The following is a 19,954-nucleotide window of genomic DNA, read 5'->3' as shown; positions in this document are numbered from 1 at the left end:
TCAGAGGAATCCGGCGGCACGCTGAAGATCGCGCACGAGTGATTCGAAGACGTCGTCGCGGTCCACGTGGGCGCGCAACGCCGCCGACGGATGGATCGTGGCCACCACCGCCGGGTCGATCGTGCCCCGCACCTGCTCGTCGAGCTGCAGCACCTCACCCCGATGCGCGGTGAGCTTGAAATCCTTGTCGATCAACGCGCGGGCAGCCGTCACACCGAGGCACACCACGACATCGGGGCGCACCACGTCGAGTTCCGCGACGAGCCATGGCCGGCACGCGATGATCTGCCCGCCCGACGGTTTCTTGTGGATGCGCCGCTTCCCGCCCGCGGCCCGGTCGAATCGGAAGTGTTTGACGGCATTGGTGACATAGACGGTGTCCCGTTCGACACCGGCCGCTACGAGCGCCTTGTCCAGCAGGCGGCCTGCGGGCCCGACGAACGGCTCCCCCTCCAGGTCTTCCTCGTTTCCCGGCTGTTCGCCGACGAGCATCAGACGAGCATCGGTGGGCCCGTCTCCGAAGACGGTCTGCTCTGCGGCCTTGAACAGGTCGCACCCGCGACACCCCCGGGCCGCTGTCTCGAGCGAGAGGATGTCGAGGGTGTCGGGGAGATAGTCCTCAGCCCCTGGATAGGTGACCATGGCGGTGGCATACCCCTATCGCAGCTGAGAAATCCAGGTCCGGGTGTGGGCAGGGTCGATGACGTCGTCGAGTTCGAATATCGTCGCCGCCTGCAGTGCCTTACCTCGCTGATAGGCAGCCGCGACCAATTGCCCGAACAGTTCCTCGCGGGCCTCCGCGGTGGGCGCTGCATCGAGTTCCTTGCGGAAGCCGAGCCGCACCGCGCCCTCTAGTCCCATTCCTCCGATCTCGCCGGTCGGCCACGCGATCGTGAACTGCGGTGAGTGGAACGATCCACCGGCCATCGCCATGGCACCCAGCCCGTAGCCCTTGCGGAGGATGATCGTGCCGAACGGCACCGTCAGCCGGGCGCCCGCGATGAAGAACCGGCCGAATCGCCGCACGGTCGCCTGTTTCTCCGATTCCGGTCCGACCATGAAACCGGGCGTGTCGCACAGAGTCACCACGGGGAGCCTGTGCTCTTCGCACAGTTCGAGGAAGTCAGCGGCCTTGTCGGCGGCTTCGGCGTCGATCGCGCCCCCGAGATGGTGGCTGCTGTTCGCGAGCACACCGTAGGCCCTGCCCTCGACCCGCACGAGTGCGGTGACGATACCGACTCCGTGGTCCGCACGCAGTTCGAGCACCGAATCGACGTCGGCGACAGCAGTGAGAGCGGCACGGACGTCGTAGGCGCGGAGGCGATTCTCGGGGACCACGTGTCGCGCGAGACGCGGATCGGGCGCCTCGAATCCGGTTGCCTCGACAGTGAAATACGACAGGTACTGCCGGGCAAGCGCGACGGCATGTTCCTCGTCGCGCGCGGCGAGGTGGACGACGCCATTGCGGCGTTGCACGTCGATCGGACCGATCTCTTCGGGCCGGTGCTCTCCGAGTCCGCCGCCCTCGATCATGGCCGGCCCGCCCATCCCGATGTTCGCGTCGGGCGTCGCGATGAGTACATCGCACACACCGGCGAGTGCGGCGTTGCCCGCGAAACACCGGCCGGACACCACCGCGACGGTGGGCACACGACCGTGCAGCGCCGCCATCGACCGGAAGGTCGACAGGTCCAGACCCGCGCCGTGCGCTACGTCGACATCGCCCGGCCGGCCGCCGCCGCCCTCGGCGAACAGCACCACCGGCACCTCACGGCGCGCGGCGAGTTCGAGGAGCCGATCGGTCTTGCTGTGGTTGTACCTGCCCTGGGTTCCGGCGAGCACGGTGTAGTCGTACGACATGACGACGACGTCGGCACCGTCGATACGTGCCGTGCCTCCTACAGGTCCGTCGGCGGGGGTGTTCGCGATGAGGTCTTCTTCGCTGCGGCGTGCGCGTTGCGCGGCGAGGACGAGACCGCCGTATTCGACGAAGCTGCCGACGTCGACGAGGTCGGTGATGTTCTCGCGCGCGGTGCGCCTGCCGCTGTGGTGCCTGCGGGCAACCGTATCGGGACGGGCGGCATCGAGGGTGGCAGCGTGGCGCGCGCGGATCTCGTCGAGATCGGTGCGCTCGCCATCGAGGTCGAATGCCTCTGCGATGGCGTCCGAACCGGGCTCGGCATCGAGGTGAACCACGGCGAGGACGGTTCCGGGTTGCACGGTCTGCCCGGGATGCACGAGCATCCGAGTCACGCAGGCGGTCCCCGGTGTAGTGACGGTGTGCTGCATCTTCATCGCGTCGAGGATCACGACGGGTGCGCCGGCCTGCACGGTGTCGCCCTCGGCAGCGGTTTCGACGACGGTGCCCACCATTTCGGCGCACACCGCACGCTCACCGGCGCTCAGTTCGGGTACTTGCTCCGGGCTTGCGGTGTCCACGTGCGGGGCGACGAACTCTGCAAGACGCTCACCGAGCCACGTCGTTGTGACCTGGCCGGACAGAAATTCCCTGTCGCTCAGAATCTTCCGGAGCACATCCCGGTTCGTGGCGACACCGTCGACGATGAACTCGCCGAGCGCGGCATCGAGTTTGCGGAACGCGGCGGCAGGATCGGAGACCCGCACGTGTGCGATGACCTTCGCGAGCAGCGAGTCGTAGCGGGCACCCACTTCGAGCCCCGGGCGGGCGTGGGTGTCGACGCGAATCCCGGGCCCGGAAGGCGGAGTGAATGCGGCCAGGGTTCCGGTCGCGGGGACGGTCTGCCCGTCCGGGCGCAGCGTTTCGGTGTTGATGCGCGCCTGCACAGCCACTCCCCTGGCACGGGTAGGTGCTCCGGTGACACCGTGGGAGTCCGCGGTGATGCCGTCGGGCAGGTCGAGTTCGTCGAACACGGCGCCGCGCGCGACCGCGATCTGCACGGTCACGAGATCGATGCCGGTGACTTCTTCGGTGACGGTGTGCTCGACCTGGATCCGCGGGTTCACCTCGAGGAACACCATCGTCGTCCCTGCCACCAGAAACTCGACGGTCGCCAGCCCGCGCAGGTGCGTGCCGACGCCGAGCCGGACGGCCGCGACGTGCAGGTCGCGGCGCAGCGCCGCGCTCAGCGCGGGGGCGGGAGCGATCTCGACGAGTTTCTGGTGGCGGCGCTGCACGCTGCAGTCACGGTCGCCGAGTGCGCGCGCGACGGTCCCGCCGACGCCGTCGGGTGCGCCCACGATCTGCACTTCGATGTGGCGGGCCGCCGTGATGAGCGCTTCGGCGTAGAGGCGGTCGTCACCGAAGGCACCCAGCGCTTCGGCTGCGGCCGAGCGGTGGGCGTCGATGAGGTCGTCGGCGTCGCGCACGATCCGCATTCCTCGGCCGCCGCCTCCTGCTCGAGCTTTGACGACGATGCCGTCGGGGTGCTGCGCACGGAATGTGCGCAGTTCTTCCGGGTCACCCGAACCCGACGCGGGCACCACGGGAATGCCCAGGCCTGCCGCAGCGTCGCGGGCGGTCTTCTTGTCGCCGAAGGTACGCAGCGAAGCCGGATCGGGTCCGACGAATGTCAGGCCCGCGTCGGCGCAGCGGTCGGCGAACGCGGCGTTCTCGCTGAGGAAGCCGTAGCCGGGATGAACGAACGCGCAGTCCGTGTCGCGGGCGATGCGAAGGATCGCATCCTGGTCGAGATATGCGGCGGGACCCGAGCCCGGAAGCGCAACTGCCCTGGTAGCGGCCGCGACATGCGGGCTTGCGGAGTCGTCATCGGCATAGATGGCAACGGTGTCGAGGCCCAGCTCGGTGGCCGTACGGATGATTCGCAACGCGATCTCACCGCGGTTGGCTACGAGCATCATCCCTGCGCACCTCCAGGTCGAATCGACATCGACCTCAATTCATACCGCAGCTCACTCCTGCACGACCGGACGCACCCGCAGACGTCCGAGACCGATCGCGAGGACCACCGCGGTGATCGATCCCGCCGCCATGATCGCCGCGAGCACCACCACCTGGAAGCGACCGGCCTCGAGGGGCGAGAGTCCGCCGAAGATCGCGCCGACGAAGGCTCCCGGCAGCGTCACCAGTCCGGTGGTCTTCGTCTGGTCGAGGGACGGGATCAGCGCTGCCCGCACCGCGAGCCGGGCGTGGCCGAGCGTTGCCTGCCGCATGGTCGCGCCGAGCGCGAGCCACCCTTCGACCTCGGTCCACCGGTCGTCGACGATCTCGGTGAATCTCCGGCCGGCAAGTCCGGCGACCGTCATCCCACCGCCGATCACAATCCCGCCGAGCGCGAGGGCGTATCGGGGCGTGAGCTCGATGGCACCGCTGACGAACACGATGACAAGGGCGGTACCGATTCCGAAGAACATGGCCACACCGACCATCACTGTCGTCCCGATTCCTCGCCCGACCCGCCGCGACGCAGTCCACAGCGCAACGCCGAACATGATCACGAGCACCAGCGCGACCCACCGAGCGTCGGCGATGACTCCCGTGAGCACGAGGGCAACGAATGCGAGTTGCACTGTGCCGCGCGCAATTGCGTACACCGGTGCAAACCGGTGGGGAACACCGAACGCCCACAGGACGGCGGTGGCCACGGAAGCGAGCGCGGTGACTCCCACCAGTGTCCGGATGAGTTCGAGCGGATCGTCGACCATCGCCGAGCAGCGTATCCCGCCGATCGACTCGACAAGACGTCGCAGGATACGGCCGCGTGGTGTTCATGCGCGATACGGTCGATGTATGTCTGCCCGCAAGATCGCCGCGCCCCGGCCCGCCCTCGAATCCGACGACTATCTGTACGAACACAGTGAGCGCAGGATCCGGGGGAAGTGGTTCGGGCGGACGGTCGTGGACAGCACCCGCGCGGTGCTGGTGTGGGCGCCGGGGAAACCCGTGCCGTTCTATGCGTTCCCGCGCGACGACGTGCGCTTCGATCTGCTGTCCGCATCCCTGTCACCGAGCCGCAGCCGCCCCGATGTGTGGCAGTGGTACGACATCGTCGTCGACGACCAGCGCGCGTATTCGCCGGTGTTCCAGCTGGACATCGACGGTCTCGACGATCGGTTGGCATTCGCATGGTTCCGGCAGGGCGAGCCCGAGCCGGGCGACACGGTCTACGTCGATGAGGACGAGCACTGGTTCGAGGAGGAGGCCGAGGTGTTCACCCATCCACGCGACCCGCATCATCGTGTCGACGCGCTTCCCAGTTCCCGGCACGTCCGTGTCACGGTGGACGACACGGTCGTCGCCGAGACGCGCAACCCGGTGCTGGTGTTCGAGACAGGATTACCGACGCGCTACTACGTCCCCCCTGCGGATGTGGATTTCTCTCAGCTCGAGGAGTCGGCGCTGCGCACGGGGTGCCCGTACAAGGGCACGGCGCACTACTGGTCGTTCACCGGGCAAGCGGCTGCCGAGAACGTGGCGTGGTCGTACGAGGAACCTCTCGCCGGGATGGAACCGATCGCGGGGCACGTGTGTTTCTACGACGACGCGGCGGACGTGTCCGTATCGGTATGAGAAGTCCTCTTCACAGACAATATTTTAGCGCTAAGATAGTCGGCGAACCGCGACCCGACCTCAGGAGCGATCACCGATGTCACTCACCTCCGTCAGCTCTCACCATCCGTACAGCCCCGCCTATGTCGCCGGCGGACTCGTCTTCGTCTCCGGCGCGCTGTCCATCGATCCCGAGGGCATCGCCGTCGAGGGTCGCACCGAAGCCCTCGACGCCGCGATCGACCGCATGACCGACCGGCTCGCCGTCGTCGGAGGAAAGCTCTCCGACGTCGTCAAACTCACCTACTTCGTCACCGACCTGTCGCTGAGAGAGGAAGCCAACCGCCAGTTCGAGCGGCTCTTCGCAGAACCGCGCCCGGCTCGGACCTTCGTCGAGGTGAGTGCACTTCCCTACGGCGCGACCGTCGAGATCGACGCAGTCGCCACTGCCACAGCACCACGCTGATCCCTGACATCCCCACGCGCCCCGCGCAGGCCGTATCGTGAACAATGCTTTGGCGCTCAACAATCGAGCGGCAAGCCGAAGACACGAGGAGGCCCGCGTGGGGCGCGACAACGTTCCCGACCATGACGCCGTCGACGACATCGTGAGTCAGTGGACTCGCGAATGGCCCGGCCTTGACGTCACGCCCCTCGAGGTACTCGGACGCCTTCACCGCACCTACCTGCGCTATCAGAGCACCATCGCGCGGATCTTCGACGAGTACGGCATCAACATGGCCTCGTTCGACGTCCTCGCTGCACTGCGCCGCGCAGGCGAGCCCTATCGCATGACCCCCGGACAACTGGCCGAAAGCTCGCTGGTGACCACCGGTGGCGTCACCCTCCGCATCGACCGTCTCGAGAAGGCGGGATTGGTGAGACGTGAACGCGACGCCGACGACCGGCGCATCGTGCATGCCGAGCTCACCGAGGCAGGAAAGAAACTCATCGACGAGGTCGCGGTTGCTCATTTCGAGAACGAAACCCGCATGCTCGCCGAGCTGTCGAAGGACGATCAGAGCGAGCTGGTGCAGTTGCTGCGAAAACTCGAGTATTCACTCGCCCGGCACCAGGGCGACTGAGACGTACAGCGGGTATACCGCAGCACAAGACAGAAACACCCTTTGCGGAAGGGTGTTTCTGTCTTTTCGTGCCGCGGCTGCCGGACACGCTGTCTATCCGGCCAGCTGCTTCGCCAACTCCTCGGCGCGACCCCGGTACAGGCGGCGCAACCGCATGACACCGAGGTCGTGCTGGTAGAGGTTCTCGGCCTGATCTGCGTCGGGCGCCATTGCCTCGAGCATGATCCGATCCTGTTCGAGTACCTCCCAGTGCCGCTCTTCGAGGACGGTCCGATACAGGAAGCGCCACACGTCGCGTTCCCAGCCTTCGACACGCCGGTATCGCCAGAAGAACACCGCGGTGGTCTCGGAGTCGATGGGGGTGCCCATACCGACGATCCCGAACGACCCTCCCGGCCCCGCGGTGGGCGGGTAGGGAATCTCGAGGTCCACCCAGTCGGCTCCGGTGCGACAGTATTCGACCCAGTCGAAGTTGACGCCGCGCTGGTCGGTCTTCTCGAAGAAGAACCCGCGGTCGGTCTCCCGGATGCGGAACTTCGCGGTCGTCTCACCGCCGAACATCGAGTGCGATTCGTGGTGCAGGAACGCTCCGTGCATCGGGTCGAGCAGGTTCTCGAGGGCGAAGCGCCACGGCGTCTCCCACTCGGCGTAGCAGAGAAACGCGGAGACCTTCTCGTCGACGAGCGGATCGGGGAGTTCGAGCGGGCCCGGCTCGGCTTCGGGGTCGGTGCCGAACCACGCGAGGATTGCACCGCCGGCCTCGCGCACGGGCAGCGACGTCACCAGCCGCTTCCCCTCGAGGTTGCAGCCCGGCATCCCCGGGACTTTCGCGACGGTGCCGGTTCCGTCGACCTCGACCCCGTGGTACTTGCAGGCGATGCGGTCGCCGAGGTGTACGCCCTGCGACAAGGGAGCACCGCGGTGGGGGCACCGGTCTGCGAGCATCCGCACCGTGCCGTCCGATCCTCGGTACAGGACCCAGTCGTCGCCGAGGCGACGCAACTTCTTGATGCCGCCGCGCTCGACGAAGTCGGACGGGCAGACCGCATGCCATTGGTCGCGCATGCCGGTCGCGAAGATCTCGTCGGCGGACAGTGGCGCGGTGCGAAGTCGATTCACCATGGTTACGCTCCGATCCGTTGCATTTCGGTGGTGAACGAGATGGGTGTCCAGGGCTGTCCGTCGGGCCCGTGAATTCCGGAACCGTTGAGGCCCTCGACAAGTCCTTCGAGGTCGTGAACTCCTGTACCGAAGACCTGCTCGATGGCCTTGGCCAGCTTGATCTCGTAGGGGGTGAGGTCGGCCGATCGGGCCTGATGAATCTCGAGATACCGAGTCATCGAATGATCCTTTCTACAGATCCAGCACCAGCTCGTCGGAGCGGGCACGGGAGACACAGAGCATGATGGTGGCGCCGGACTCCTGCTCGGAGGCTGTGAGCAGGGAGTCGCGGTGGTCGGGAGTGCCGCAGAGGACGCGGGTTTCGCACGTGCCGCAAATTCCCTCACGGCACGAATTGGGCACGTCGACACCGGATTCCTCGAGTGTTTCGAGAATCGTCTTGTCCGGCGAGACGGTCGCGGACACGCCGGACTGCTCGCATACGATCCAGAACGGCGCATCCCCTCCCGTCTCCGCGACGCGCTCTTTCGCTTTGAACCGTTCGAGGCGGATCGCGTCCTGCGGCCACACCTCGGAATACGATTCGATTGCCGTGAGCAATCCGTCGGGGCCGCACGCGTATACGAGTGTGTCGGGTCGCGCGGTACCGAGCAGGGACGCGAGATCGAGGATGCCGTCGGTTTTCTCGGTGACGATGTGGACGCGGTCGCCGTAGCATTCGAGTTCGTCGAGGAAGGCCATCGTGGTGCGATCCCGTCCGCCGTAGTGGAGTTCCCATGTGGCGCCTGCGCGCTCGGCCTCACCGATCATGGCGAGAATCGGCGTGATTCCGATGCCACCGGCGATGAACACGTAGCGCGACGACGGGAGCAGTTCGAAGTTGTTGCGCGGGGCGCTCACCGCGACCGAGTCGCCGGGACGAAGAGCCTCGTGCACTCGACGTGATCCGCCCCGCCCGGCGCGCTCGTGCAGGACGGCCACGCGGTATCCGGACTTGTCGTCGGGGTCGCCGCACAGCGAGTACTGGCGTACGAGCCCGCCTCCGAGGTGGAGGTCGAGGTGAGCACCCGGAGTCCACCGGTCGACGGCAGCGCCGTCGGGGTGCTCGAGACGGAGCGAGACGACGCCGGTGGACTCGACCCGCATCTGACGGACCATGAGGTCGACGGTGTCTGTAGTCATGATTCTCCTCGGAGACGCTTTACTTCAGTGCTCATTATCTTAGCGCTAAGATGTTATCTGCGCCACAGCCGGCGGAGAATTCTTTCCGCGTCAGGGTTCTCAGTCGGCCGGAACGGTGACCGGCGGGGTGAACGGCGTGGGCATCTCGCCGTACGACACGAGATCGACCTCGACGATCACGGGTGCCTGCAACGACGCCGCGTCCTCGAGCACCGCGTGCGCCTCGGACGCTCCACCGATCCGCCGGTACTCGACGCCGATGGCCCGGGCGAGCAGCGCGAAATCCGGTGTCGTCAGATCCACGGCATAGGTGCCGCGACCTGCACCGGACTGCATGTTACGGAGGACGCCGTAGCCGCCGTCGTTGCACACGAGCAGCACCAGCCAGGGCTTCTCCTGCGCCATCGTGAGGATCTCACCGAGGTGGACGGCCAATCCACCGTCGCCCACCAGGCCGAGCGTCGGCCGGGTCTCGTCTGCGAGGGCAGCACCGATCGCCATGCCGAGCCCCTGACCGATACCACCGCCGCGGGGAAAGATGTTCGAGCGTGGATCGAACATCGGCAGCAACCGGTTTCCCCACGAACTCGATGCAATCGTCACGTCGCGCGCGATCACGGCGTCCCTCGGCAGCACCGCGCGCACCGCGTCGCACAGGACAGCATGGTCGCCGAGTCCGGCACGCTGGTTCGCGCGGACTGCGGTTCGAGTATCCCGAGCTCGTTCGGTCCATGCGGTGTCCACCGATCCACCGAGTTTTTCGACGCCGGACGCCGCGTCGAGGAAGGCCGCGATCTCACCGACCACGGGCAGATCGGCAGGAAACACGCGGCCCGGTGCGGCCGGATCGAGATCGACCTGGATATGGTTGCGCGGCATCGGAATCGAATAGTCACCCGTCTCGTTGGAGCGGAAGTGCGTACCGAGGGAGAGCACGAGGTCCGCATCAGCGAGCAGTCCGCGTCCGAGCGGTGACGATGCATAGTTTCCGATGCACAGCGGATGATCCTCCGGAACCGCCCCCCGACCGGAATTGCTGGTCAGCAGTGGCACGCCCCATGTCTCGACCAGCGCGGTGAGCTCGCCCCCTGCGCGTGCCACACCACCCCCGGCCCAGATCACCGGTCGACGTGCCGCCACCATCGCAGCGAAAGCGGCGTCGAGCTGCGCCGGATCCAGTGCCTCGACCCGTTCTTCGATGACAGGAGCGGAATCGAATCGGCACTGCGCATACTGAAGGTCGATCGGCCACTCCACACTGACCGGACCGCCGGGTGTACCCAGGGCCCGGGCGACGGCATCGCGCAACACCTTTCCTGCACTGTCCGCATCGCGCACGGTCTCCGCGTGCGACGACACCGCGTCGAGCATGCCCAACTGGTCCTTGGTCTCATGGATGAATCCGCGCCCCGAACCCAGGTACTGCGATTCGACCTGTCCGGTCACGTGCAGGACCGAAGTTCCGGCGCTGAGTGATTCGATGAGCGAACCTGCCGCGTTGCCCGCGCCGGTTCCGGTGCTCGTGAGCGCGCATCCGAGGCCGCCGGTGGCCCGGGCGTATCCGTCGGCCGCATTCACCGCGGTCGCTTCGTGCCGTACCGGCACGAACCGCAAGTGCTTGCTCACCGCCTCGACGAGAGGCTGGTTGTGCACGCTGACGATGCCGAACACGGTGTCGACACCCGCCTCGCGTAGTACCTGCACCAGAAGATCGCCACCGTTTCCGACCCGGTTTCCGATGGACATGTCGAAGGTCCTTTCAGACATAGCGCGCGACACCGCCGCACACATCGATGCTGGTGCCCGTCACATACGACGAGCGAGGAGAAAGAAGGGTGACGATCATGTGGGCCACTTCGTCCGCGCGGCCGAATCGTCCGAGGGCGATCCCGCGATCCGCTGCGATCTCGGCTTCCCACTGGTCGAAACTTCCTGCATATCCGGAAGTTTCGTAGCGGCGACGCCATTGCCCGGTGTCGACGAGTCCGAGCGCCACCGAGTTCACGCGAATGCCGTCGGCCGCCAGTTCCAGCGACAGCGACTTACTCAGGTTGAGCAGGCCCGCACGTGCCGCACTGGTGGTGACCAGTCGTGTCTCCGGCTGCCGCGCCAGCACGGCCGAGATGTTGACGATCGACGGCGCCGACGACTTCCGCAACGCGGGCAACGCGGTCTCGACGGTGTTGAGCACGCCCGCGAACTTGAGGTCGAATTCGTCGCGCCAATCGTCGAGCGTGGTTTCGGCGCGCGGCTTCATCCGCGACGCACCCGCATTGTTGACCAGCCCGTCGAGACCTCCGAACCTGTCCGTAGCAGCATGGACGAGCGCGGCGACACTGTCGCGGTCCCGGACGTCGCACGCGGCGGTCAGGACACGGTCGCGTCCCGGCAGCCCATCGAGTGCTGCGTCGAGCCGATCGACGTCGCGGGCGCAGGTTACGATCTGTGCACCTTCTTCGAGCAGCATCCCGACGGTCGCGAGACCAACGCCGGAACTGCCTCCGGTGACGAGATAAGTGCGGTTCTTCAGATTCAGGTCCACGACCCGGTCCTCTCAGGTGCTAGTGCAGGACGAAGCCGCCGTTGACGACGAGTTCTTGTCCGGTGATGTACGACGCCTCGTCACCCATCAGGAAGGCGACGGCACCGACGAGATCCGCGGGCCGCTGCGGTCGATCGAGGGCCCGGTTCAATCGGTACAGTTCGTGCCGGTGCTCCGGAACATGCTGTGCAGATTCACTTTCCGTCAGGCCGGGCGAGACCGTGTTGACGGTGATCCCGTAGAACCCCAGATCGCGTGCCATGGTGCGCGTCAGGGCCGACACGCCACCCTTGGACGCGATGTAGTGCGTCAATTTCGGCGAGCCGTACAGTGCCGCATCGGATCCGATGGAGATGACGCGCCCTGTACCGTTCTGTTCGCTGTGTTCGATGATCGAGGGAATCAGCGCGCGGCTGACGAGAAACGTTCCGCGTAAGTTCACGTTCAGCACGCGGTCCCACTCGTCGACAGTGAGTTCGTGCACGGCCCTGCCGCCCACTCCGTCGGCGAGCGCGGCATTGTTGACCAGGCCGTACACGGGCCCTTCGGCGGTGACGGCCGCGGCCATCTCCGCCACCGAATCCGCATCGGCGAGATCGACGCGCACGAATCGGGCGGTGATGCCGTCGGTCCGCAGTTTCTCAGCGCTGTCCTCACCGCGGCTGATGTCGATGTCGCAGAGCTGGATACGGGCACCGTCCATTCCGAGTCGGTGAGCGATGGCGAGACCGAGTCCGCGTGCCGCACCGGTGACGACGACGGTGCGGTCGTCGAGTGCCCCCACGGTCAGTCCCGGGAGATGCCGAAGACCGCGGACGTCTCCGGGTAGGTGGGCACCTGAGGCTTCTGCGTCCCGATGATCACGCAGAACAGCGCGTCGACGCTGCCGGTGTTCTTCAGACTGCGGGGCACACCGGCCGGGACGACGATCATGTCGCGATAGCCGAGGGTGCGCTTCTCGACGACACCGTCACGGTGGATGCCCACCTCCACCTCGCCTTCGAGGACGAAGAAGGCTTCCTCCGCATCGTGGTGTGTGTGTTCGGGGCCTTCCGCACCGGCGGGAAGAAGCATGTTCGAGAAGGTGAATCCCTGCGACGCGATGGTGCGGTTGTCGTTCTCGTGGTTGCCGGTGGCGCCGGATCCGACATAGCGGATCTGTGCGCGCCGGAAGCGATCTCCGGCCTTGGCCTGGAACCCGAGAGTATCCCAGTCCTCGTGGCGGGTGCCGCGGCTGAGGATCAGCGAGTCGGTGAATTCCTTCAGATCTGCGGCCTGGTAGTCGAGTGCCATGACGGTCTCCAATTCAGTGGGTAACGGCGGTGTGGTTGCGCAGTCGTTCGGTGATCTGCACGAATGATTCGGTCCAGGCGTTGAATGCCTCGGGCTGCTCCTGGTTGGCGAGGTGCCCGGCGCCTCGAAGGGTGACGAAGACTGCGCCCCGGATTCCACCGGCGAGCACCTGGCTCGCAGGAATCCCCGTCACGCGATCGGCGTCGCCGCACATGACCAGGGTCGGGACGTCGATCTTCTCGAGATCGTCGGTGTGGTCGGTTGCGGCCATCGATTCGGCGGCGTAGCCGTAGCCGGGCAGCCGAACCGCATCCGCCATGATTCCGGTGGCTTGTTGCACGAGGTCGCCGGAGGCTTCGGCCGAGAGCAGACGCGGTGCGCGGCGGACTGCGAAATCCTCGGATCCGCTGCGGTCGAGGTCTGCGATCCGCGATCGCATGGCCGCGGCGCTGTCGGCGTCGGCACCCGAGCCGACGGTCGAAGCACCGAGAACGAGGCTGCGTACGAGCTCCGGGTGGCGAAGTGCCAGACGTGTCGCGATCACCCCTCCCCACGACATACCGAGTACGTGTGCTCCTGCATCCGAACACTTCTCACGAACGAGTTCGGCGGCGGCATCGGCGTAATCGTCGAGGTCGAGTGAGCGGACCGGATTCTCACTTCGGGCATATCCCGGTGCGTCCCAGGCGATCATCCGGAGCGAATCACCGAGACCTGCGATCTGCGGCGCGAAACTGTCGGAGCTACCGCCGATTCCGTGCAACATCACCACGGCAGGCCCGGTCCCGTAGTCGACGGCGTACGTCATGATGCCTGTTCCAGGTCGTGGCGTTCGAAAGCGCCCGGGTCGGGGATGCCCGCCATGTGCTCGCGCACCTGGCGCGACGGCGGACCGGCCGTTCCCCACAGGTCGGAGAGCTCCGGCACGCGCCGCCACACCCGGCACAGCCAGCGGTCTTCGTCGACCTGCGCGATACCGGAGGTGTATTCGCACACCAGACCGGCCGGATCGGCGAAGTACGAGAAGGTGTTGTCGCCGGGGCCGTGCTTACCCGGCCCCCAGAGCGGAAGCTGCCCGTGATGACGCAGCCGCCCGATGCCCCGCATGAAGTGGTCCACCGTCGGCATCTCGTAGGCCACGTGGTTGATCGACGTCCACTCCGCCTGATTGAACGCGATGCTGTGATGGTCGGAATTGCATCGCAGGAAGGCCATCTGATGCTCCGACCAGTCGGACACGCGCATTCCGAGGACGTCGCAGTAGAACTGCACCGCGGCGTCGATGTCGATGGTGTTGAGCACGACGTGGGTCACACCCACCGGCACGGCGTCATCGCGACCGAGCGCCGGGACGGCGAGGGTGTCGGCGATGAGCTCGATGATGCGCCCCTCGGGGTCGACGATGCGCAGGCCGTATCCACCTCCGGCGTCGTCCACCGGGCCGGGTCCTTGCACGACGAGGATGCCGCGTTCCGCGACACGGCGTGCCGCTTCGTCGACGTCGGCCGGCGTGGCCACTGCGAAGCTGATGCGCCCGAGACCGTTTCGGTCCGCCTGGGTGAGCTGGAGAGCGTGGTGCTGGTCGCCGGTTCCACGCAGCCAGGCGCCTTCCCGGCCCGATTCGACGACACTCAGGCCCCAGACCTCGGAATAGAATTCGGCGGAGTCGGCGGCGGCGTGGGTGCGCAGTTCGACCGAGCGCAGGCGCCGCAGCCGGGCGATGGGTTGATTCATGAGAATTCCTCCGATGGAGTGATGCATATTATCTTAGCGCTAAGATATTTGGTTGTACAGACCCCCCGTGGCCGAACGTCACCTTCGGTCGATCCACATGACCGAAGGTGACATTCGGCCATACGTTGGTGTCAGTCGGCCCAGCGGTCCGGCTCGTCGTCGAGCCCGAGATACACGCTCTTCTGCCGCGAATACGCTGCGATGCCGGCACGCCCCTTCTCGGTACCGAGACCGCTCTCCTTGATACCGCCGAACGGGGTCGAGATGCTGAACCGCTTGTACGTATTGACCCACACGGTGCCCGCCTCGAGTGCTCGCGCCAGCCGCCAAGCACGCCGATAATCGCGCGTCCAGATACCCGACGCCAGTCCGAACACCGAATCATTGGCCTGTGCAAGTAGATCCGATTCACCATCGAACGGCAGAGCGATGAGGACGGGGCCGAAGATCTCATCCTGGCACACCGTGGCGTCGTTGCTCAGGCCGTCGATGATGGTCGGCAGGTAGTACGCGCCGTCGGCCAGCTCCGGGTCGTCCGGCACAGCGCCACCGCACAACACGCGACCGCCCTCGGACCGCGCGAGGTCGACATACCGGGCAACGGATGCGCGGTGCGTGTGGTGCACGAGCGGCCCGACCTGCGTGCGGGGGTCACGTCCGTGCCCGATTCGCAACGCCCGGGTGCGTTCGACCAGCCGCGCCAGGAACGGCTCGTACAGCGACCTGTCGACGAACAGCCGCGACCCGGCGATGCAGCTCTGCCCCGTCGACGAGAAGATCCCGTACATCACCCCTGCCACCGCAGCCTCGATGTCGGCGTCGTCGAGCACGATGGTCGGCGATTTTCCGCCGAGTTCCAGCGACACCGGCATCAGCTTCTCGGCACCGGCATGCGCGACGGCACGCCCGGTGCGGGTGCCGCCCGTGAAGGTCACCTTGCCGACGTGCGGATGCTGCACGATGGCATCTCCGACGATGGAGCCCTTGCCCGGCAACACCGACAGCAGCCCGGGTGGCAGCCCGGAGTCGTGGATCACGCGGGCGAGCGCCATCGATACCAATGGCGTCCATTCTGCGGGCTTGAGCACGACGGCGTTCCCAGCTGCCAGCGCAGGTGCGATCTTCTGCGCATCGCTGGCGATCGGCGAGTTCCACGGGGCGATCGCACCGATCACGCCGATCGGCTCGTGAATACTCATCGTCAGGTAGTTGCCGCGCTGCGTCGTGAGGTCGTCGTCGGAGGTTTCGAGAACCGCCGCGAAGTACCGGAAAGTGTTTGCGGCACTGCCGACCAGCGCGGTCGTCTCGGTGAGGGTCTTACCGGTGTTGTAGCTCTGGAGCAGCGCGAGCCGCGGTGCATGCTCCTCGATCGCATCTGCGATGCGATGCAGATAGCGGGCGCGTTCGTGTGGGAGCATCCCGCGCCAGGCCGGGTCAGCTGCGGCGACGCGGCCTGCAGCGACGGCCTCATCGACATCGGCCGCTGTGGCCTGATGGACGATCTGCAGGGTTTCGCCGTCGGCAGGATCGGTGACGGCGAACGCGGGGCCGGCAGCCCGGCGCCAGGTGCCGCCCACCACGATCTCGTCGGCAACCGGTACGAAGTCGAGTGCGGTGTCGGTGCAAAGTGCCGCGTCGGCACGAAGTGCTGTGGTCACTGGGAGATCTCCTCGAGAGTCTTTTCGCGAGTCTCGACCGCGAAGAATCCGACTACGACGGCACCGATCAGCGCTACGACACCGAACATTCCGAACACGAGTGCCAGGGTTCCGCCGGCTCCGAGGATTCCGCCGACCACCAGGGGGCCGACGATGATGCCGAGCCGGCCGCTGGCTCCGCCGATCGCGCATCCGATCGCACGCATCCGGGTCGGGTAGAGCTCTGCGGTGTAGACATACAGGGCCATGTTGACTGCGAAGACGAACAGCGCGGCGCCGGCGGACCAGGCAAGCACTGCCAAGGCCGATCCGGTCCCCGTGGCAGCGAGCAGGAACAACAGTGTCGAGCAGAGCACCATCGAGGCCGTGATGCAGATGCGGCGACCGAGGTTGTCGATCAGGAACGCCACCACGAGACACCCGATGAGACCGGCCACCGTCGTGAAGATGCTGTAGTGCAGCGCCGTGTCGACGCTGACCTCGAAGACAGAGCGGTAGAGGGTCGGCAGCCATGACGCGATGCCGTAGTTGACGAAGTAGGCGCAGCCCCAGATCGCCGCGAGCATGAGTGTGCGGCGCAGATAGACGCCCTGGAATGCCTCACGGAAGCGCCCACGAGTCGTGTCGACGATGCCGGTGGCGAGAGGTGCCGGTTCTGGCAGAGTCTTCCCGGAGCGCTCGGTGATCTCGGTTTCGATCCGTCGCATGGCGGCATCGGCCTCGTCGTACTTCCCACGCGAGGCGAGCCAGCGCGGAGATTCGGGGAGCTTGAACAAGGCGGGCAGCAGAAGGATCGGAATGGCGCCGAGTGCGAAAAGGATCTGGTAGCCGAAGCGGGGTACCACCCACGCCGAGACGATCGCGGACATCACGAGTCCGACGGGGAAGATGACCTCGTAGAGCAGGACGAAGCGGCCTCGCTTGTGGGCCTTGGTGATCTCACCGATGTAGGTCGCCGCGACAGGCACCTCGGCTCCGAGTCCGATGCCTTGGACGAACCGGAACGCCAGGAACAGCATGAGCGAATCGGTGAACGCCATACCGAGGCTCATCACGGCGTACAGCGCGAGCGAGACGATGATGACGTTGAGACGACCCATTCGGTCTGCGAGCCAGCCACCGCCGAGCGCTCCGACCAGCATGCCGATGCCGCCGATGGCGATCACCCACGCGACGCCTGCCGGAGTGAGATTCCACTTGGGGATCAGGACGGGTAACGAGTAGGCGATCATCAGTTGGTCGAACCCGTCGAAGAACGTGACGGCGCCGACGATGACGCGAGCTTTGATGTGCCATCGGCTCATCGGCAACCGCTCGAGGCGGGCGCTGATCATCTCGGCACTAGTGGACATGGTGGTCGATACCGGTGTCATCGGGGTCCTCGGTGTCGGAGGCCATTACTTAAGCCCTAAAAGACTTACCGCTAAGATGTAACCTCGAACACTGGATCTCGTCAACCATTGACTTTGAGCCGAAGGTCGCATATAGGGACCGTAGACCACCGGGCATCGAAGTGCCCCGGCCGAGAGCACTGTCAGTGGATCCACTTTGCGAGATTCGAGAATCCGATTTGCATCCACCGGTAGTTGCCATAATGTAAATATTCATGACTGCAACCGATCAGGTATCGCATCGCGAGCGCAAGCGCGCCCGCACGTGGACGGCAATCCACCTCGCCGCCGCGAACGCAGCCGCGACGCACGACCACCTGTCGGACATCACCATCGAAGCGATCGCCGACGCCGCCTACGTCTCACCACGCACCTTCTTCAACTACTTCAAGTCGAAGGAAGACGCCGTGCTGGGTCTGCGCGCCGCCGTCATAAGCGACACGGTCGTCGACGAATTTTTCATCGAACCGGGTGACGACCTCGTCGAAAAGGTCGCGTTCCTACTCCTGACCGTCTTCCGCACCACCAACCACAAACAGATCACGCAGACCGAATACGCCGATCTGATGGAGCGCCATCCCGAACTCTCGCGCCGACGCTTCCGGTACATCGACGACGTGCAGGCGCTCGTCACCGAGTTCGTCACCGAACGCCTCGTCGCCTCCGGCGGCTGGACAGCGGCCCATCCCGACGAATCCCCTGAAGAGGCAGCGCAAATGGTCGTCACCGTCGCGGGCGCCGTGATGCGGGCGGCCATGCGCCCGATCCTCACCCGCGCAGACCTCGAGGAAACCGATGCCGATGCAGTTCTGCGTCGCAAATGCGCCCAGTTCAGAAACGTCACGCGATCGTGACCACGGAAACCTCGAAGTCCGAACAGGAATCGTCGGCACCCCCAGTCCGGATCGCCTTCATCTTCGCGGGGCTGCTCCTGGCGATGCTCTCGGCATCGCTGAGCCAGACCGTCCTCAACCCCGCGCTGCCCACCATCGTCGGCGAACTGCACGGCGCCGACCTGATGCTGTGGGTCATCACCGCCTACATTCTCGCGTCGACGATCATGATGCCGATCTACGGCAAGCTCGGAGACCTCCTGGGACGCAAACCGATTCTCATGGTCGCCATCTCGGTCTTCGTGATCGGATCGGTTGTCAGCGCGACCGCTACGAACATCGTCTGGCTCATCGCAGGCAGAGCCATCCAGGGCCTCGGCGGCGGCGGGTTGATGATCCTGTCGCAGGCGACGATCGCCGACGTCATTCCCGCCCGCGAACGCGGCAAGTACATGGGCATCATGAGCAGTGTCTTCGCGCTGTCGTCGGTGAGCGGTCCGCTGCTGGGCGGATTCTTCACCGAAGGCCCCGGATGGCGCTGGGTGTTCTGGATCAACATTCCGATCGGGCTACTCGCGCTGCTGGCCGCAGCCTTCTTCCTCCGCCTCCCGGAGCGTCGACGCTCGCGGCCCCGGATCGATGTCGCCGGGATGGCCGTGCTGTCCATCGCGACAACACTTCTCGTGCTGGTTGCGACGCTGGGCGGCGCGCAGTTCGCGTGGGCATCACCCACCATTGTCACAATGATCGCCGCGACCCTCGTGGCCGTAGTGCTGTTCCTGTTCATCGAATCCCGCACCGCGGAACCCGTCATCCCGCTGCACCTGTTCCGCGACCGCAACTTCAATCTGTGCACCCTCGCCGGGCTCCTCATCAGCGTCTCGCTGTTCGGTGTCGCGTCATACATGCCCACCTATCTACAGATGGTGGCAGGCATGGGAGCGACCGCCGCAGGCCTGATGATGCTCCCGATGATGGGCACCCTGTTCGTCACCTCCACACTCCTCGGCCGCCACGTGACGCGCACGGGCCGCTACAAGAACTGGCCGATCGTCGGAGCGATTCTTGTGGCAGCCGCCATGGTCCTACTGTCGACACTCACCGTCGACAGCCCCCTGTGGCTGCTCGGATGTTTCGTGGCGCTCCTCGGCCTCGGCCTCGGCACCTCGATGCAGCTGCTGGTCCTCGTCGTGCAGAACTCCTTCTCCATCGACGAGGTCGGTACCGCAACGGCGAGCAACAACTACTTCCGCCAGATCGGCGCGACCCTCGGCGTCGGCGTGGTCGGCAGCGTGTTCACCACCCGGGTGGCAACGCTGATCACCGAGCGAGTCCCCGACGCGGCCGACAACGGGATCCACGCGGATTCGCTCACCCCGTCCATTGTTCATGCCCTGCCCGACTCACTGAACCTGGCGGTCATCGAGTCGTACAACGAGGCGCTCACCCCGATCTACCTTGCGATCGCGCCGCTCGCGCTCGTCGCGGCAGTGTGCCTGTTCTTCGTGATCGAGAAACCGCTCGCGACGACCATCGAGCGGAAGACTGTGACAGAGAGCTGACCTGTAGTCACGGCCCCTCGGGGTCCTGTCGATATTTCACCCGAACACCCTTGGATTGAACGTG

General features: G+C 65.8%; 19 protein-coding genes. 5 read left to right on the top strand and 14 right to left on the bottom strand.

The annotated features are described in order from the left end of the window. The 3 genes from ACSYG9_RS10970 to ACSYG9_RS10960 are packed head-to-tail and all read right to left on the bottom strand — an operon-like array spanning position 1 to position 4,644. The gene (locus tag ACSYG9_RS10970) at positions 1-642 is read right to left on the bottom strand and encodes a UdgX family uracil-DNA binding protein (RefSeq protein ID WP_440127186.1); all 642 of its coding nucleotides are present in this window, start codon (positions 640-642) and stop codon (positions 1-3) included. 15 nt (positions 643-657) lie between these two features. Further along, positions 658-3,840, bottom strand: a complete 3,183-nt coding sequence (locus tag ACSYG9_RS10965; protein WP_454842464.1) for a carboxyl transferase domain-containing protein — start codon at positions 3,838-3,840, stop codon at positions 658-660. A gap of 51 nt (positions 3,841-3,891) precedes the next feature. Beyond that, positions 3,892-4,644, bottom strand: coding sequence for an ABC transporter permease (locus ACSYG9_RS10960; RefSeq protein ID WP_440127184.1), 753 nt, complete (start codon positions 4,642-4,644; stop codon positions 3,892-3,894). Positions 4,645-4,729: 85 nt separating this feature from the next. On the opposite strand from ACSYG9_RS10960, the gene ACSYG9_RS10955 reads away from it, so the two are divergent. The 3 genes from ACSYG9_RS10955 (at position 4,730) to ACSYG9_RS10945 (ending at position 6,573) form a co-directional block, all read left to right on the top strand. After that, the gene (locus ACSYG9_RS10955) at positions 4,730-5,509 is read left to right on the top strand and encodes a DUF427 domain-containing protein (RefSeq protein ID WP_440127183.1); all 780 of its coding nucleotides are present in this window, start codon (positions 4,730-4,732) and stop codon (positions 5,507-5,509) included. Positions 5,510-5,585: 76 nt separating this feature from the next. Continuing rightward, on the top strand, positions 5,586-5,954 hold the full coding sequence (locus ACSYG9_RS10950) for a RidA family protein (RefSeq protein ID WP_440127182.1): 369 nt from the start codon (positions 5,586-5,588) through the stop codon (positions 5,952-5,954). A gap of 97 nt (positions 5,955-6,051) precedes the next feature. After that, positions 6,052-6,573 (top strand): MarR family transcriptional regulator, encoded by a 522-nt coding sequence (locus ACSYG9_RS10945; protein WP_440127181.1) that lies wholly within the window; start codon positions 6,052-6,054, stop codon positions 6,571-6,573. A 93-nt stretch (positions 6,574-6,666) separates the two neighbouring features. Here ACSYG9_RS10945 and ACSYG9_RS10940 read toward each other — a convergent pair whose 3' ends face one another. The 11 genes from ACSYG9_RS10940 to ACSYG9_RS10890 form a co-directional block, all read right to left on the bottom strand. After that, entirely contained in the window at positions 6,667-7,695 is a 1,029-nt protein-coding gene (locus ACSYG9_RS10940) for a Rieske 2Fe-2S domain-containing protein (RefSeq protein ID WP_440127180.1), read from the bottom strand. 2 nt (positions 7,696-7,697) lie between these two features. After that, positions 7,698-7,913 (bottom strand): recombinase-like helix-turn-helix domain-containing protein, encoded by a 216-nt coding sequence (locus ACSYG9_RS10935; protein WP_440127179.1) that lies wholly within the window; start codon positions 7,911-7,913, stop codon positions 7,698-7,700. Positions 7,914-7,926: 13 nt separating this feature from the next. Continuing rightward, a complete protein-coding gene (locus ACSYG9_RS10930) occupies positions 7,927-8,877 on the bottom strand; it encodes a PDR/VanB family oxidoreductase (RefSeq protein WP_454842462.1) in 951 nt (316 codons plus the stop codon). 99 nt (positions 8,878-8,976) lie between these two features. After that, positions 8,977-10,644 (bottom strand): thiamine pyrophosphate-binding protein, encoded by a 1,668-nt coding sequence (locus ACSYG9_RS10925; protein WP_454842461.1) that lies wholly within the window; start codon positions 10,642-10,644, stop codon positions 8,977-8,979. Continuing rightward, positions 10,637-11,419 carry an SDR family oxidoreductase gene (locus ACSYG9_RS10920; RefSeq protein WP_454842459.1) on the bottom strand — a complete coding sequence of 261 codons (783 nt, stop codon included), beginning with the start codon at positions 11,417-11,419 and terminating at the stop codon, positions 10,637-10,639. Before ACSYG9_RS10920 ends, ACSYG9_RS10925 begins: the two co-directional genes overlap by 8 nt. Before the next feature lie 19 nt (positions 11,420-11,438). Further along, complete coding sequence (locus tag ACSYG9_RS10915; protein ID WP_440127175.1) at positions 11,439-12,203, bottom strand: SDR family oxidoreductase; 765 nt, start codon at positions 12,201-12,203, stop codon at positions 11,439-11,441. A 2-nt stretch (positions 12,204-12,205) separates the two neighbouring features. Next, positions 12,206-12,712 (bottom strand): cupin domain-containing protein, encoded by a 507-nt coding sequence (locus ACSYG9_RS10910; protein ID WP_440127174.1) that lies wholly within the window; start codon positions 12,710-12,712, stop codon positions 12,206-12,208. A gap of 13 nt (positions 12,713-12,725) precedes the next feature. Further along, positions 12,726-13,520 (bottom strand): alpha/beta fold hydrolase, encoded by a 795-nt coding sequence (locus ACSYG9_RS10905; RefSeq protein WP_454842457.1) that lies wholly within the window; start codon positions 13,518-13,520, stop codon positions 12,726-12,728. Continuing rightward, positions 13,517-14,446, bottom strand: a complete 930-nt coding sequence (locus tag ACSYG9_RS10900; protein ID WP_440127172.1) for a VOC family protein — start codon at positions 14,444-14,446, stop codon at positions 13,517-13,519. The genes ACSYG9_RS10905 and ACSYG9_RS10900 overlap by 4 nt, the downstream gene beginning before the upstream one ends. 131 nt (positions 14,447-14,577) lie before the next feature. Then, complete coding sequence (locus ACSYG9_RS10895) at positions 14,578-16,104, bottom strand: aldehyde dehydrogenase (RefSeq protein ID WP_454842455.1); 1,527 nt, start codon at positions 16,102-16,104, stop codon at positions 14,578-14,580. Further along, positions 16,101-17,477, bottom strand: a complete 1,377-nt coding sequence (locus ACSYG9_RS10890; protein ID WP_440127170.1) for an MFS transporter — start codon at positions 17,475-17,477, stop codon at positions 16,101-16,103. The genes ACSYG9_RS10895 and ACSYG9_RS10890 overlap by 4 nt, the downstream gene beginning before the upstream one ends. Positions 17,478-17,710: 233 nt before the next feature. Here ACSYG9_RS10890 and ACSYG9_RS10885 point away from each other — a divergent pair, with 233 nt between their 5' ends. Both ACSYG9_RS10885 and ACSYG9_RS10880 read left to right on the top strand, forming a co-directional pair. After that, the gene (locus tag ACSYG9_RS10885) at positions 17,711-18,349 is read left to right on the top strand and encodes a TetR family transcriptional regulator (protein ID WP_440127169.1); all 639 of its coding nucleotides are present in this window, start codon (positions 17,711-17,713) and stop codon (positions 18,347-18,349) included. Next, on the top strand, positions 18,316-19,890 hold the full coding sequence (locus ACSYG9_RS10880) for a DHA2 family efflux MFS transporter permease subunit (RefSeq protein ID WP_440127168.1): 1,575 nt from the start codon (positions 18,316-18,318) through the stop codon (positions 19,888-19,890). The genes ACSYG9_RS10885 and ACSYG9_RS10880 overlap by 34 nt, the downstream gene beginning before the upstream one ends. The last annotated feature ends 64 nt before the right edge of the window (positions 19,891-19,954 follow it).

The sequence above is a fragment of the Rhodococcus sp. SJ-2 genome, assembly GCF_053750035.1.
This window is presented reverse-complemented; position numbering and strand designations above follow the sequence as displayed.